Below are 14940 nucleotides of genomic sequence, written 5' to 3'. Positions count from 1 at the left end.
TGGCGGCTGCTCGGCCGGCGGGGGATCCGCTCAGCGGCCGGCGAGCATCCCGAGCATCCAAGAGAGGGCGGCGACGGCGCCGACGCCGACGACGCTCGAGCCGATGATGACGGCGCGGCGGAGGCGGACGGCGCGGCCGTCGGGAGCGGACGCCGCATCCAGCCCGGAGGGGGACGACGCGGTCATGCCGGCGCGCAGCCGGTGCGCGACCTGGTCGGCCGTGGGCCGCTTCGCCGGGTCGCGCTCGGTCATCGAGGTGAGCAGCGCGCGCCAGGATGCGGGCAGCGTCGCCGGGACGACGGGGGAGCGGTTGAGGCGCGCGATGGCCGCCTCGAGGACGGTGCCGGAGTACTCGCGGTGCCCGGTGATCGCCTCGAGCAGCACGAGGCCGAGCGAGAAGACGTCGCTGGCGCCGCTGATCGGCTCGCCGGCGACCTGCTCGGGGCTGACGAAGCTGGCGGTGCCGATCACGATGCCGTCGCTGGTGAGGCGCGAGCCGTCCATGAAGTGGGCGACGCCGAAGTCGGTGAGCTTGGCGGTGCGGGCGTAGCCGCTGGAGGCCACCTCGCTGACCAGGATGTTCGCGGGCTTCACGTCGCGGTGCACGACGCCCCTCTCGTGCAGGTAGGCGAGCGCCTCGGCCAGCTGCGTGCCGATCGCGGCGACCTCGTCCGGCGCCATCGGGCCGGGCTCGAGCCGCGCCTCGAGGGTCGGGTCGGCGACGAGCTCCATCACGACGTAGCGGCGCACCTCGCCGCCGAAGTTGTGCAGGCCGGCGTCGAAGAGGTTGACGATCCCGGGGTGCGCGAAGGAGCTGAGCATCCGCACCTCGCGCTCCTGGCGGGCGACGTCCTCGGGATTGGAGGCCTCGGCGCGGAAGACCTTCACGGCCACTTCGCGCTGCACGGTCTCGTCGCGGGCCCGGTACACCGAGCCCATCCCGCCGGAGCCGATCCGCTCGATCAGGTAGTAGCGACCGGCCACCCGCTGCTGGGCGGCATTGGCGGCGATGGTGCTCACGACGACCCGCCTTCCGCTGGAGCGGAGTGCTCCGTGGCGCTCAGGACGAGCACCTGGGTAGACGGTACCGCGGTGCCGCGACAACGGGGAGCGCAATAGCCGGGATTGACATACGGCCGTGATAGAAGCAGTCGATCCGGCGCCGAGCGGGACCGCTCAGCGCAGCCCGCTGCGGGCGAAGCCCTGCACGAAGTAGCGCTGGAAGATCAGGAAGAGCACGACCATCGGCAGCACGTTCACCAGCGCGAAGGCCATCGTTCCGCCGTAATCGCTGCCGAACTGGCCCTGCAGATAGAGCAGCCCGATCGGGAGGGTGAAGAGGACGTTCTCCTTGAGGGCGATCAGCGGCCAGGCGAAGTCGTTCCAGGAGCCGAGGAGCGACATGAAGAACAGAACGGCGATCAGCGGCTTCGAGAGCGGGAGCACGATCCGGGTGAAGACGCGGAAGTGGCCGGCCCCGTCGATCCGGGCCGCCTCGATCAGGTCGCGAGGGATCGCGAGGATGAACTGCCGCGCGAGGAACAGCCCGAAGGCCGAGGCCGCCGTCGGCAGGATCACCGCCCAGTAGCTGCCGTAGAGGCCGAGATCGGTGACGAGCCGGAAGAGCGACACCATGATCACCTGCACGGGGAGCGTCAGCGTCGACAGGGCCAGCAGGAAGAGCACGCCGGAGCCGCGGAAGCGCAGCTGCGCGAAGGCGTAGCCGCCGAGCAGGTTGATCGCCACGGTGATCAGCGCGGTGGTGAGGCTGATCGCGACCGAGTTGCCGAACCAGGTCGCGACCGGGAACGAGTCGAAGACGCGCTCGAAGTTGGCGAGGGTGAACTCGCGCGGCCAGAGCCGCAGCGTGCCGCCGAGCAGCTCGGCGCGCGAGGAGAACGCGACGACGAGCATCCAGTAGAGCGGGAAGAGGATGACGAGGGAGACGAGGATCGCCAGGACGAGCCGGAGCGCGGTCGTCGAGCGGGAGACGCGGTTCATTCGACGAGGTCCCTCGAGCGGTTCGTGCGCCACTGCACGGCGGTGAAGATCATCGTCAGGATCAGCAGGACGATGCCGATCGCCGCCGCGTAGCCCTGGTCGCGGGTGACGAAGCCGGTGTCGTAGGCGTAGGTCACCAGCACCGAGGTGGAGTTCTGCGGCCCGCCGCCGGTGAGGACGAAGACGATGTCGAAGACCTGGAACGAGTAGATGACGTTGAGGATGAGCAGGAAGAACGTCGACGGGCCGACCAGCGGCACCGTCACGTGCCGGAACTGCTGCCAGCCGTTCGCGCCGTCCAGCCGCGCCGCCTCGTAGAGCGCGGGGTTCACGCCCTGCAGCCCGGCCAGGTAGATCAGCATGTTGAAGCCGACCCGCCACCACAGGGTGACGAGGATCACGGAGGCGAAGGCCGCGGCTCCGCCGGACTGCCAGGCGATGCGCGGCAGTCCGATCGCCTGCAGAAGTCCGTCGAGCACGCCGCTGTTCTCGTCGAAGATCAGCACGCCCATCAGCGCCGTCGCGACGCCCGAGACCGCCATCGGCAGGATCAGGATCGAGCGGAAGACGGGCCGGGCCGGCAGCACCGAGTTCAGCAGCACCGCGGCGCCCAGCCCGAGCGCCATCGAGAGCGGCGTGACGATCAGCGTGAACAGCGCGGTGTTGAGGGTCGAGCGCCAGAACAGCGGGTCGCTGAGCAGCCGCGCGTAGTTGTCCAGGCCGATGAAGACGCCGTCGCCGAAGCCGTTGGTGCGCTGGAAGCTGAGCAGGAACGCGCCGACCAGCGGCACGAAGACGAACAGCGCCAGCATCAGCAGGTTCGGCGCGAGGAACCCGTAGGCGGCGACGGTCTCGCGGGCGGCGGGCGCCCGGGAGGAGCGGCGCGGTCGCGCCGTCACCTCCTCGGGCGCGGGGAGGGTGCGGGTCACCGGATCCTGCCGCTCACTGCACGGCGGTGGCGATGCCGGAGCTGAGCTTCGCGATCGTGTCCTCGGTGCTCTGGCCGCCGACGAACGCCTGCTCCAGCTGGTCCTTCAGCACCGCGATGATCGCGGCCATGTCCGGCGAGGCCACCTGCGCCGCGTCGGACGCCTGCACGGTGCCCGCCTGGCCGAGGAAGACCTCGGCGAGCTCGGGGCGCACCTCGAACTCGATGCCCGACTCGGTCAGGTCGCGGCGGGTGGGCAGGAGCGAGGCGCCGGCGCAGAAGTCGCGCATCGACTCCTCCTCGGTCACGAAGGCGAGGAACGCCGCCGCGAGCTCGGGGTTCGCGGTCGCCTTGGTCGCGACGAGCGCGTTGCCGCCGAAGTCGCCGCCGCCGCGCACGTTCCGCGGCGAGTAGGTCGCGCCCCACTCGAAGTCGAGCGTCGACTCCGCGTCCGGGATGAGGAACGCCCCGCCGAAGGTCATCGCGGTCGTCTGCGAGTACCAGAGGTCGCTCGCGTAGGTCGTCGCCTGGATCGAGCTGCTCGGCGGCACGAGGCCGTCGGTGAAGAAGCTGCGGCTGAAGTCGATCGCCGCGCGACCCGCGTCGGAGTCGATGGCCGGGGCGGACAGGTCCTCGGTGAGGAAGCGGCCGTCGGCCTGGAAGAGCAGGCTCAGCCAGCGGGTGACGCCGTTGCCCTGCCAGTTGTAGGCGAAGGGGTAGCGCTCGGCGGGGAGCGAGGCGCGCAGCGTGCGGCCCACCTCGGTGAACTCCTCCCAGGTCCAGGCCTCCTCCGGCGAGGCCGGGAAGTCGGTGATGCCCGCGGTGGCGAGCGCCTCCGTGTTGTAGAGGATCAGCGAGGTGTCGGTGTGGTGCGGCACGCCGAACGGGCTGCCGTTGCTCTGCACCGCGGCCCAGGCCGGGTCGGTGAAGCGGTCGGCCACGTCCGCCTCGAGGTGCGGGGTGAGGTCGAGCAGCTGGTCTCGACCGGCGTAGCTGCCGAAGGTGTAGTACGGCACCCGGAAGACGTCCGGCGGGTTCCCCGCCTGCAGCTGCGCGTCGATGTTGGTGAACATCTGCTCGTACGGCACCGAGTTCAGCGCCACGGTCGAGCCGGGGTTCGCCTCCTGGAAGCGGTCGATCGCCCGCTGGAAGCCGGCCAGCTCGGCATCCGTGCCCCAGGTGGTGAAGGTCAGCGTGCCGCTGTCGGCGCTCGCCGCCGGGCGGGCCGGCGCGAAGCCGCAGCCCGCGAGCACCGGGACCGAGGCGGCGACGCCCAGGGCGCTGAGGAAGCGGCGGCGGTCCAGCGTCACCCGATCGAAGGCGCTCCTGCGGAGCGAAGTCGTGTCCAGAGCCATCATGGCCTCCCCTCGGGGGCCACCGTCGAGCCCTCCGAGGGGAGGCTAGCTGCGGGCAAAGGCGTGCGCCGCTACTGGACGGATCCGCGCTCCTGTGAGAGAAGCGGTGCTCAGCTCCGGCGGCCGAGCATCCCCTCGAACGAGCCGTCGAGCGCCCACGGGTCCGCCGGAGCGCGCGAGGTGCGCGCCGCCTCGGTCGCGAGCTCGCGGCCCGCCCGCTCGATCCGCGAGGGCAGCGCGCGGCCGTCCTCGTTGGCTCCGCCCCAGTCCTCGGTCGCGGCGAAGACCGTCGTCGACAGGGGAGCGGCGTGCAGGTAGCTGAAGAGCGGGCGCATCGCATAGTCGACCGCGAGCGAGTGGCGGGGCGAGCCACCGGTCGCCGCGAGCAGGACGGGCAGCCCGCGCAGCGCCTCGGTGTCGAGCACGTCGACGAACGACTTGAAGAGCCCGCTGTAGCTCGTCGTGAAGATCGGCGTCACGGCGATCAGGCCGTCCGCGCCGGCCACCGCGTCGAGCGCGGTCTGCAGCGCCGGGCTCGCGAAGCCGGTGAGCAGGTTGTTCGTGACGTCGTGCGCGAGGTCGCGCAGCTCGACGACGCTGCGCTCGACGGCGAAGCCCTGCTCGGTGAGCGAGGCCTCGGCCGCGTCGGCCAGGCGGTCGGCGAGCAGGCGGGTGGAGGACGGCGTGCTGAGGCCGGCCGAGAGGACGGTGATCCTGCGGGTGTCCATGGGCGGGGCCTCCTAGGCGCTGACGGGGACGGTGCTGACGGGGACGGGCTGCTCGGCGCGGGAGGCGACGAGCGAGGAGTGGGTGGGCGCGTCCGGCACGTGTGCCGGGCGGCCCTCGGCGAAGCCGGCGCGCAGAGCGGGCAGGATCTCGCCGAGCATGTCCATCTGCTCGAGGACGGTCTTCAGCGGCAGGCCCGCGTGGTCCATCAGGAACAGCTGGCGCTGGTAGTCGCCGACGTACTCGCGGAAGCCGAGGGTGCGGTCGATGATCTCCTGCGGCGAGCCCACCGTGAGCGGGGTCTGCTCGGTGAAGTCCTCGAGCGAGGGGCCGTGGCCGTAGACCGGGGCGTTGTCGAAGTAGGGGCGGAACTGCGAGACCGCGTCCTGCGAGTTCTTCGCCAGGAAGATCTGGCCGCCGAGTCCGACGATCGCCTGGTCGGCGCTGCCGTGGCCGTAGTGCTCGAAGCGCTGGCGGTAGAGCTGCACCATCTTGGCGGTGTGCGAGGCGGGCCAGAAGATGTGGTTCGCGAAGAAGCCGTCGCCGTAGTACGCGGCCTGCTCGGCGATCTGCGGGGAGCGGATCGAGCCGTGCCAGACGAAGGGGGCGACGCCGTCGAGCGGGCGCGGAGTCGACTGGAAGCCCTGGAGCGGCGTGCGGAACTGGCCCTCCCAGTCGACGAACTCCTCGGTCCACAGCCGGTGCAGCAGGTCGTAGTTCTCGATCGTCAGCTCGATGCCGCGGCGGATGTCCTTGCCGAACCACGGGTAGACCGGGCCGGTGTTGCCGCGGCCGAGCATCAGGTCGACGCGGCCGCCGGCGAGGTGCTGGAGCATCGCGTAGTCCTCGGCGAGCTTCACCGGGTCGTTCGTGGTGATCAGCGCCATCGCGGTGCTGAGCTGGAGCCGCTCGGTCTTGGCGGCGATGTAGGCGAGCGTCGTCGTGGGGGAGGAGGACCAGAACGGCGGGTTGTGGTGCTCGCCGAGCGCGAAGACGTCGAGGCCGATCTCCTCCGCCTTCTGGGCGATCGCGACGGTGGCCGCGATCTTCTCGGACTCGGTCGGGGTGCGGCCGGTCGTGGGGTCGGTCGTGATGTCGCTGACCGTGAAGATGCCGAACTGCATCGGGCGCTCCTTCTCTCCGTGGCCCCGTCCTGGCGAGACCTGATTCATGCGTTCGCATGTACATCCTCATCCAACCACGTGCGGCCGGGGATATTCCCGCAGATTCGGCCGGGGGAGCGGAGGAAGCGCGCTGAACGCTGAACCTGCCATCCAGCGCTAGTCTGCAACCTACAGAGTTCAGGAGTCTTCGCATGGTCGCACGACGATCGCCTCGCCGCTCCCTCCAGCTGGCCGAGATCGGCGCCAACATCCGGCGCTGGCGAGCCGTGAACGGGATGACCGCGTCCTCGCTCGCCGAGCGGGCGGGCGTCACCCGCGAGACGCTGCGCCGCCTCGAAGCCGGAGACGGCTCGGCCCGCCTCGACTCGGTCGTCGCGGTCCTCGGGGCGCTCGGCATCGCGGACTCCCTCGTCCAGGCGACCGACCCCTACCGCAGCGAGACGGCACGGGCCCGCATCGACGCGATCCTCGGCGCGGGCGGCTCCCTGTGACCGCCGGGCCCGTCGAGGTCCACCTCGACGACGAATCGCGGGGACTCGTGCGGGTCGGCACCCTCCACCCGTCGTTCGCGGGGCGCATCCTCGCCTCGTCGTCCTTCCAGTACGACTCCGACTACCTGTCCTCGCACGGCGCCTTCGCGATCTCGCCCGATCTGCCCCTCGTCAGCGGCAGGATCTGGACGCCCGAGTCGCACGCGCTCCCCGGTGCGTTCGAGGACGCCTCGCCGGACGAATGGGGTCGCCGTCTGATCGAGGCGAATCACGGCGCTCTCCGACGGCGGGATCCGGCTGCACCTGCCTTGCGGGGGGCCTGGGATCACCTGCTGGGCGTCTCCGACGCCGCCCGGATGGGCGCGCTCCGCTTCCGGCCACCCGGCGCGGAGGAGTGGTCCTCCTCGGACACCGGGGTGGCGAACGTCCACGAGATCGAGCGGATCCTGCGCGTGGCGGCGCGCTACGAGGCGGACGACGCCTCCGAGGAGGACGTCGCCTACCTCTCCGGGATCGCGACGTCGCCCGGCGGAGCTCGCCCCAAGGCGAACGTCCTCCGCGCCGACGGCCGCCTCGCTCTCGCGAAGCTCCCGCACTCGAAGGACGAGGGGCTCGACGTCGAGCGCTGGGAGGCGGTGGTGCTCGTCCTGGCCGAGCGGATCGGCCTGCGGACTCCCCCGTGGACGCTGCTGCGCGCCTCGGCGGAGAAGAGCGTGCTGCTGCTCGACCGGTTCGACCGCACGGCCGCGGGCGGTCGTCGCGCCTACCTCTCGGCCGCCTCCGCCCTGGAGATCGGCGCGAACGATCTCGGCCGCTACTCGTACGAGCAGTTCTCGGACGTGCTGGCGGACCTCAGCGCCGATCCGCGCACGGATCTGCGGGAGATGTTCACCCGGATCGCTCTGACGGTCCTCGTGAACAACGTCGACGACCACTGGCGCAACCACGGCTTCCTCCGGCAGGACGGAGGCTGGCGTCTCGCCCCGCTCTTCGACGTGAACGCGAGCACGAGCACCGGAGTCGTGCACTCGCGGCCGATCAGCGACCGCGACGACCCCCGCCACCGCGACCTCGGCGAGCTCCTGGCGACGGCCGACGCCTACCGGCTCACCCGCTCCGACGCCGCGCGGATCGTGCGCAAGACCGCCGAGCAGGTGCGGGAGTGGGAGGCCGTCGCGATCGAGCTCGGCCTCCCCGTCGGAGAGCGGCGGAGGATGGCCCGTGCCTTCGACGCCGACCGGATCTCGCGGGCGCTCACGATCGAGTGACGGGCGGTCTCCTCGCCCTCCGGCCGCCCGAAACATCCCCGCAATCTGCCCCGCACTAGAGTCGTGCCATGGGTGACCTCTTCGACGGATACGGGTCCCAGAAGGTCGAGCGGCCCCGCACGGGCGCCCCACCCTGGGACGAGATGTTCGCCGATGTCGCGGCGACGAGCGGCCCCGCCGGCGTCCGCGACTCGTACCGCGACATCTACTCCTCGCTCGCGCGGATGACGCAGGAGGAGCTGCGCGGTCGCACCGATGCGCTCGCCTCCTCCTACCTCGCACAGGGCGTGACCTTCGACTTCGCGGGCGAGGAGCGGCCCTTCCCGCTCGACGCCGTCCCGCGCGTGATCGAGAGCGCCGAATGGAACGAGGTGCAGAGCGGCATCAAGCAGCGCGTCCGCGCGCTCGAGGCCTTCCTCGCCGACGTCTACGGCCCGCAGAACGCGGTGAAGGACGGCGTGATCCCCGCCGCCCTGCTCTCCAGCTCCAGCCACTTCCACCGCCAGGCCGCCGGGATCGAGCCGGCCAACGGCGTGCGGATCCAGGTGTCCGGCATCGACCTGATCCGCGACGAGGTCGGCGACTGGCGGGTCCTCGAGGACAACGTCCGCGTGCCCTCCGGCGTCTCCTACGTCATCTCGAACCGCCGGGTGATGGCGCAGACGCTGCCCGAGCTGTTCGTCTCGATGCGGGTGCGCCCGGTCGGCGACTACCCCAACCGCCTGCTCCAGGCCCTGCGCGCCTCCGCGCCGGAGGGTGTCGACGACCCCACCGTCGTCGTGCTCACGCCGGGCGTCTACAACTCGGCCTACTTCGAGCACACCCTGCTCGCCCGCCTGATGGGCGTCGAGCTGGTCGAGGGCCGCGACCTCTTCTGCACCGGCGGCAAGGTGTTCATGCGCACGACCTCCGGGCCCACCCGCGTCGACGTGATCTACCGCCGCGTCGACGACGAGTTCCTCGATCCGCTGCAGTTCCGCGCCGACTCGATGCTCGGCTCGCCCGGACTGATGCTCGCCGCGCGTCTCGGCAACGTCACGATCGCGAACGCGGTCGGCAACGGCGTCGCCGACGACAAGCTCGTCTACACCTACCTGCCCGACCTGATCCGCTACTACCTCTCGGAGGAGCCGGTGATCAAGAACGTCGACACCTGGCGCCTGGAGGATCCGGGCGCGCTCGAGGAGGTGCTCGACCGCCTCGACGAGCTCGTCGTGAAGCCGGTCGACGGCTCCGGCGGCAAGGGCCTCGTCGTCGGACCGGCCGCCTCGGCGAAGGAGCTGGCCGAGCTGCGCTCCCGGCTGCAGGCCGACCCGCGCGGCTGGATCGCTCAGCCGGTGGTGCAGCTCTCGACGATCCCGACCCTGGTCGACGACGGGATGCGGCCCCGGCACGCGGACCTCCGTCCCTTCGCGGTCAACGACGGCAAGGACATCTGGGTGCTGCCCGGCGGTCTGACCCGGGTCGCGCTGCCCGAGGGCCAGCTCGTCGTCAACTCGTCGCAGGGCGGCGGCTCGAAGGACACCTGGGTCGTCGGCCTCGAGGGCGCGCCGCTCACCGAGGCGGACGCCCACGACATCTCCGGGCTCGTCGAGGACCAGGCGGCCGTGACCAGCTCGATCCCGATCGTCTACCCGCTGAACCACACACCCGACCAGTCGCCGCAGGACGCGGCCAACCACGACCAGGACCAGCAGCAGCAGCAGACGCTCGCCGCGGGGGAGGACGCCTGATGCTCTCCCGGATCGCCGAGTCGCTGTTCTGGATCGGCCGCTACATCGAGCGGTCCGACGGCACCGCCCGCATCCTCGACGTCCACCTGCAGCTCCTGCTCGAGGACCCGTGGATCGACGAGGACACCGCCTGCCGCTCGCTGCTGTCGGTGATGGGGTCCACCGCCCCGGACGACATGAAGGAGGTCACCCGCGCCGACGTGCTGACCATCCTCGCGATCGACCGCACCAACCCCGCCTCGATCGCCTACTCGCTCGGCGCCGCCCGCGAGAACGCCCGCCGCGCCCGCGAGATCGTCTCGACCGAGCTGTGGGAGTGCCTGAACACCACGCGCACCCGGATGCCCCGCCGGGTCACGGGGGAGCGGGTGTCGGAGTTCTTCGGGTGGGTGCGCGAGCGCTCGGCGCTCGCCGTCGGCATCATCGAGTCGGCCACCTCGCGCGACGAGGCCTGGCAGTTCTTCACCCTCGGCCGCTCGATCGAGCGCGCCGACATGACGGCCCGCCTGCTGGCCACGCGGTCGCTGACCGAGGCGAGCGGCCCGTCCTGGACGACGATCCTGCGCTCCTGCGGGGCGTACGAGGCGTACCTCCGCACCTACCGCGGTGTGCCGAGCGCGCGCAACGCAGCGGAGTTCCTGCTGCTCGACCGCCTCTTCCCGCGCTCGATCCTCTTCTCGGTCTCGCGAGCCGAGATGTGCATGCGCGACATCGAGCCGCGCACCGGTCGCGTCGGGCACACCGGCGACGCCCAGCGGGTGCTCGGCCAGATCCGCAGCGAGCTGGAGTACCGGCCGATCGCCGAGATCCTCGAGGACCTGCCCCGGCACATGGACAGCGTGCAGGAGGCGACCTCGTCGGCCTCCGAGGCGATCCGCCAGCGCTACTTCCCCACCAATGTCATGCCGAGCTGGATCGGGGAGGCGCTGTGAGCAGGCTGCGCATCACGCACACGACGGGGTTCACCTACCGGGGCGACGTCGTCGCCTCCTACAACGAGGCGAGGATGCTCCCCGCCTCCTCGGACGGGCAGCTCGTGCTCTCCTCGAACCTCGTCATCCGCCCGGTCACCTCCGCGCACACCTACACCGACTACTGGGGCACCCGGGTCTCGTCGTTCGACGTGCTCGACCCGCACCAGGAGCTCTCGCTCACGGCGACCTCGCTCGTCGAGATCCGGCCGAAGGCGCACCCCGACCACCCGGTCGGCTGGGAGCAGCTCGCGGACCAGGTCGAGACGCTCACCGAGTACGTGGAGCAGCTCAAGCAGACCAACCGCACCGCTCCGCCGGAGGACCTCGTCGAGCTGGCCCGCCGGCTGGCCGACGCCGCGGAGGGCCCGTGCGATGCGGCCCTGTCGATCGCCGAGACGATCGGCCGCGAGATGACCTACCGCCAGGGCGTCACCGGCGTGCACTCGACGGCGACCGAGTCGTGGACCGCCCGCGAGGGCGTCTGCCAGGACATCACCCACATCGTCCTGGGCGCGCTGCGCTCGACGGGCATCCCTGCGCGCTACGTGTCCGGCTACCTGCACCCCAAGCCGAACGCGGCGATCGGCGAGACGGTCGTCGGCGAGTCGCACGCCTGGGTCGAGTGGTTCTGCGGCGGCGCCTGGCGCGGCTACGACCCGACCAACCTGATCGACATCGGCGACCGCCACGTGATCGTCGGCCGCGGCCGCGACTACAACGACATCGCTCCGCTCCGCGGCGTCTACGCCGGCCCGCACTCCTCGAAGCTGTTCGTCCGGGTGGAGATCACGCGCGAGGCGTGAGGGCCGGGGTCGTCACCAGGGCGACCTCTTCCTGGGCGGCGGGCTCGCCGGCGCGGGCGCGGCGGCGGGTGCGCAGGTACCAGCCGAGGCCGACGCCGGCGGCGAGCGCTCCGGAGGCGGCGCCGACCAGCATCGCCCAGCGCGGGCCGTAGGCGTTCGCGACCCAGCCGATCAGCGGGGCGCCGATCGGGGTGCCGCCCATGAAGATCGCCATGTAGAGCGCCATCACCCGGCCGCGCATCTCCGGCGTGGTCGAGAGCTGCACGTAGCCGTTGGCCGAGGTCATCAGTGTCTGCGCGGCGATGCCGACGAAGGGCAGCAGGATCGCGAAGGCCCAGACGGTCGGCATCAGGCCGGCGAGGGCGAGCGCGACACCGAAGGCCGCGGCGGCGCCGACGATCAGGCGCAGTCGCGGGCGGTCGCGACGGGCCGAGAGCAGGGCGCCGACCACCGAGCCGACGGCGATGGCGGAGGAGAGCAGGCCGAACTCGCTCGCGCCCATGTCGAACTCGACCGTCGCCATCGTCGAGGCGAAGATCGGGAAGTTGAGGCCGAAGGTGCCGATCAGGAAGACGATCGAGAGCACGACCAGGATGTCCGGCCGCCGGGAGACGTAGCGGAAGCCCTCGAGCAGCGCGCCGGGGCCGCGGGTCGCGCGCGGGGCGGAGCGCAGCTGCTCCCGGTGCAGGAAGCGCAGCGAGACCAGCACCGCGATGAAGCTCGCCGCATTGAGGAGGAAGACCCAGCCGGAGCCGACGGCCGCGATCAGCACGCCCGCGAGGGCCGGGCCGATCATCCGCGCGGAGTTGAAGGAGGCCGAGTTCAGCGACACCGCGTTGGAGAGGTCGCGCTCCTCGACCAGCGCGGAGACGAAGGTCTGGCGCACCGGAGCATCGATCGCGGCGGCGAAGCCCAGGAGCAGCGCGAAGACGTAGACCATCCAGAGCTGGACGATCCCGGTCACGACGATCAGGCCGAGCGCGAGGCCGAGGACGGCCATCGCGGCCTGCGTCGCCATCAGGAGCTTCCGGCGGTCGAAGCGGTCGGCGATGAAGCCGGAGAAGGGGACCATCAGCAGCTGCGGGCCGAACTGCAGCGCCATCGTCACGCCGAGCGCGGTCGCGTCGTGGTCGGTCAGATCGTTGATGACGATCCAGTCCTGGGCCGTGCGCTGCATCCAGGTGCCGATGTTGGAGACCATCGCACCGGCGAACCAGATGCGGTAGTTCGGCACCGCGAGCGAGCGGAACATCGCGCTCATCGGTCCGCCACCTCGCGCAGGAGCGCGGCGGCGTCGTGCAGCAGCCGGCGCTGGTCGGGGTCGAGCTCGCTGAGGCGGGCGATGAGCCAGGCGTCGCGGCTGCGCCGGACGTCGAGGACCAGCTCGGAGCCGCGTGCGGTCGCGCGGATGCGGGTGACGCGGCCGTCGGCCGGATCGGCGAGGCGCTCGACGAGTCCGTCGTCGGCGAGGCAGCCGACGGTGCGGGTCATCGAGGGCGGACGGACGCGCTCCGCCTCGGCGAGCTCGCCGAGGGTCCGCGGTCCCTCCCGGTGCAGGAGGGCGAGGACGCCGAACTGCGCGTCGCTCAGCTCGTGCTCCGCCTTCTCCTGGCGCAGGCGGCGGCCGAGCCGGCCGACGGCGATGCGCGTCTCGCCGGCGAGGGCGGGGAGATCGATGTCGGCAGGAGTCACATAGTTAGCCTAACAAAAGAGTTGGCCCGCTGCATGCTGAACGAGCAGCCCGCGCAGCGGGCGGCCCCATGCTGATCGAGTAGCCGCGCAGCGGCGTATCGAGACCCCGGGTCCGCCGATCCCCCCCCCGTTGTGGCCACACCGTTCGCGACAGCTTGGCGGGACGGGCGGCGCTCAGTACGGTCGGAGGCAGACCAGGCCGGGGACACGACGCGTACGGTGACCTGGTCCGATCGGCCGCCCGACCCGAAAGGGCGGCTCCCGCGCCCCGGCCTGGCCTCCGCCTCCCGTCGTTCCGCGACGGCAGCGAGACGTGCGGCTCAGGTCCGACGGGCGGTGCGCACCGCGCCGACGCTCGCCGCCACGACGAGGGCGATGCCGACCGCCTCGATCGCAGTCAGCCGCTGGCCCAGCACCAGGAATCCCGAGAGCGCCGCAGCGCCGGGCGCCAGCGCCATCAGGATCGAGAAGGTCGACGAGCGCAGGCGCCGCAGCGCCAGCAGCTCCAGTGCGTAGGGCAGTGCCGACGACAGCACGGCGACCGCGAGTCCGAGCAGCAGCACCGGCGGCAGCACGAGCGCGGGCCCGGCCGTGGCGATGCCGAACGGCAGGGACACGATCGCGCCGGCGGTCAGCGCGAGCGCGAGGCCGTCGAGCCGCGGGAAGCGCCCGCCGGTGCGCCCGGCGAAGACGATGTAGGTGGCCCAGAGCGCCGCCGCGCCGAGCGCGAAGGCGACGCCGACGGGATCGAGCGAGGAGAAGCCGCCCTGCGAGAGCACGACCACGCCGCCGAGGGCGAGGGCCGCCCAGAGCAGGCTGACGAGGCTCCGCCCGGCGATCACCGACAGCACCAGCGGACCGAGCACCTCGAGCGTCACCGCCGCGCCCTGCGGGATCCGGGCGATCGCCTCGTAGTAGCAGGCGTTCATCCCGCCGAGGGCGAGGCCGTAGGCACCGACCGTGGCCCAGTCCGAGCGCGAGTAGCCGCGGATCCGCGGCCGGCAGACGACGAGCAGCACCAGCGCGGAGAAGACCAGGCGGAGGGTCACCGTGCCGATCGGCCCGGCGGCGGGGAAGAGCAGGACGGCGAAGGACGCGCCGAGCTGCACGCTCGCGATCGAGCCGAGCACGAGTCCGATCGACCCCGCGCTCGCCCGGGCGGGCGGGACGGCGTTCAGCTCGAGCGCCGCTGCTTCTGCACGGGAGGGACGTTGTAGCCGAGCAGGCCGACGCCGGTCTCGTCCCAGAGCAGGGTCGTCAGCGAGACGTTGTCGACCGACGGGAAGGTGTGCCGGTAGGTCTCGGGATTGATGCCGAGGTAGGCGCAGAGCAGCAGCCGGATGAGGGTGCCGTGCGCGACGACGAGCACGCGGCCGTCCGGGTGGTCGCGGTGGATGCGGGCGAGCGCCGTGTTGGCGCGGGCGACGGCGTCGAGGCCGGACTCGCCGCCGGGCATCGGCTGGATCGCGGGCGCGGCGACCCAGGCGCGGTACTCGTCGGGGAAGCGCTTCTCCATCTCGGCGTTCGTCAGCCCCTCGCCCTGGCCGAAGTCGACCTCGACGAGGGCCGGGTCGAGCTGGACCTCGAGGTGGGCGGCCCGGGCGGCGGGCACGGCGGTGCGCACGGCGCGGACGAGGGTGGAGGAGTACACCGCGTCGAGCTCGGCGTCGACGGCCCAGGAGGCGAGCGTCGCCGCCTGGTCCTGGCCGAGCGTGGTCAGCGCGATGTCGGAGGAGCCCGCGTAGCGGTTCTCGGCGTGCCAGACGGTCTCTCCGTGCCGGGCGAGGATCAGGGTCGTCACTCGACGAGCCTACCGAGGCGGCCCCTGGGAGCCCGACCGCAGCG

At 71.8% G+C, this 14940-nt stretch carries 15 protein-coding genes; 5 read left to right on the top strand and 10 right to left on the bottom strand.

Annotated elements, in window-relative coordinates; all coding sequences use genetic code 11:
- Positions 1-30: 30 nt before the first annotated feature.
- The 6 genes from MT353_RS04375 to MT353_RS04350 form a co-directional block, all read right to left on the bottom strand.
- Positions 31-1020 carry a serine/threonine-protein kinase gene (locus MT353_RS04375; RefSeq protein WP_243600492.1) on the bottom strand — a complete coding sequence of 330 codons (990 nt, stop codon included), beginning with the start codon at positions 1018-1020 and terminating at the stop codon, positions 31-33.
- A gap of 156 nt (positions 1021-1176) precedes the next feature.
- The gene (locus MT353_RS04370; RefSeq protein WP_123444945.1) at positions 1177-2001 is read right to left on the bottom strand and encodes a carbohydrate ABC transporter permease; all 825 of its coding nucleotides are present in this window, start codon (positions 1999-2001) and stop codon (positions 1177-1179) included.
- Positions 1998-2930 (bottom strand): carbohydrate ABC transporter permease, encoded by a 933-nt coding sequence (locus tag MT353_RS04365; protein ID WP_243623674.1) that lies wholly within the window; start codon positions 2928-2930, stop codon positions 1998-2000. The genes MT353_RS04370 and MT353_RS04365 overlap by 4 nt, the downstream gene beginning before the upstream one ends.
- A 13-nt stretch (positions 2931-2943) precedes the next feature.
- Complete coding sequence (locus MT353_RS04360) at positions 2944-4287, bottom strand: sugar ABC transporter substrate-binding protein (protein ID WP_243600494.1); 1344 nt, start codon at positions 4285-4287, stop codon at positions 2944-2946.
- A gap of 107 nt (positions 4288-4394) precedes the next feature.
- Positions 4395-5012: an FMN reductase gene (locus tag MT353_RS04355; RefSeq protein WP_243623673.1), complete on the bottom strand. Its 618-nt coding sequence runs from the start codon at positions 5010-5012 to the stop codon at positions 4395-4397.
- Positions 5013-5024: 12 nt separating this feature from the next.
- The gene (locus MT353_RS04350; protein WP_243623672.1) at positions 5025-6134 is read right to left on the bottom strand and encodes an LLM class flavin-dependent oxidoreductase; all 1110 of its coding nucleotides are present in this window, start codon (positions 6132-6134) and stop codon (positions 5025-5027) included.
- Between the two features lie 191 nt (positions 6135-6325).
- Here MT353_RS04350 and MT353_RS04345 point away from each other — a divergent pair, with 191 nt between their 5' ends.
- From MT353_RS04345 to MT353_RS04325, 5 genes are all read left to right on the top strand, one after another.
- Positions 6326-6625, top strand: a complete 300-nt coding sequence (locus MT353_RS04345) for a helix-turn-helix domain-containing protein (protein WP_123444948.1) — start codon at positions 6326-6328, stop codon at positions 6623-6625.
- The gene (locus MT353_RS04340) at positions 6622-7893 is read left to right on the top strand and encodes a type II toxin-antitoxin system HipA family toxin (RefSeq protein ID WP_243623671.1); all 1272 of its coding nucleotides are present in this window, start codon (positions 6622-6624) and stop codon (positions 7891-7893) included. Before MT353_RS04345 ends, MT353_RS04340 begins: the two co-directional genes overlap by 4 nt.
- A gap of 68 nt (positions 7894-7961) precedes the next feature.
- Positions 7962-9626 carry a circularly permuted type 2 ATP-grasp protein gene (locus MT353_RS04335; RefSeq protein WP_243623670.1) on the top strand — a complete coding sequence of 555 codons (1665 nt, stop codon included), beginning with the start codon at positions 7962-7964 and terminating at the stop codon, positions 9624-9626.
- On the top strand, positions 9626-10558 hold the full coding sequence (locus MT353_RS04330) for an alpha-E domain-containing protein (protein WP_123444951.1): 933 nt from the start codon (positions 9626-9628) through the stop codon (positions 10556-10558). Before MT353_RS04335 ends, MT353_RS04330 begins: the two co-directional genes overlap by 1 nt.
- On the top strand, positions 10555-11403 hold the full coding sequence (locus MT353_RS04325) for a transglutaminase family protein (protein WP_123734958.1): 849 nt from the start codon (positions 10555-10557) through the stop codon (positions 11401-11403). The genes MT353_RS04330 and MT353_RS04325 overlap by 4 nt, the downstream gene beginning before the upstream one ends.
- On the opposite strand, the gene MT353_RS04320 is transcribed toward MT353_RS04325, so the two are convergent.
- The 4 genes from MT353_RS04320 to MT353_RS04305 form a co-directional block, all read right to left on the bottom strand.
- Positions 11387-12664, bottom strand: a complete 1278-nt coding sequence (locus MT353_RS04320) for an MFS transporter (protein ID WP_123701957.1) — start codon at positions 12662-12664, stop codon at positions 11387-11389. The two genes, MT353_RS04325 and MT353_RS04320, sit on opposite strands and share 17 nt — an antisense overlap.
- The gene (locus MT353_RS04315; RefSeq protein ID WP_243623669.1) at positions 12661-13095 is read right to left on the bottom strand and encodes a MarR family winged helix-turn-helix transcriptional regulator; all 435 of its coding nucleotides are present in this window, start codon (positions 13093-13095) and stop codon (positions 12661-12663) included. Before MT353_RS04315 ends, MT353_RS04320 begins: the two co-directional genes overlap by 4 nt.
- Before the next feature lie 320 nt (positions 13096-13415).
- Positions 13416-14225, bottom strand: a complete 810-nt coding sequence (locus MT353_RS04310; RefSeq protein WP_243580972.1) for a DMT family transporter — start codon at positions 14223-14225, stop codon at positions 13416-13418.
- Between the two features lie 44 nt (positions 14226-14269).
- A complete protein-coding gene (locus MT353_RS04305; RefSeq protein WP_243623668.1) occupies positions 14270-14896 on the bottom strand; it encodes a histidine phosphatase family protein in 627 nt (208 codons plus the stop codon).
- Positions 14897-14940 lie beyond the last annotated feature (44 nt).

Origin of the sequence: Rathayibacter sp. VKM Ac-2927, from assembly GCF_022815525.1 — a bacterium.
Taxonomy (GTDB): Bacteria; Actinomycetota; Actinomycetes; order Actinomycetales; family Microbacteriaceae; genus Rathayibacter; species Rathayibacter festucae.
Note: the sequence above shows the minus strand (reverse complement) of the source record. Positions and strands in the feature narration are given on the sequence as shown.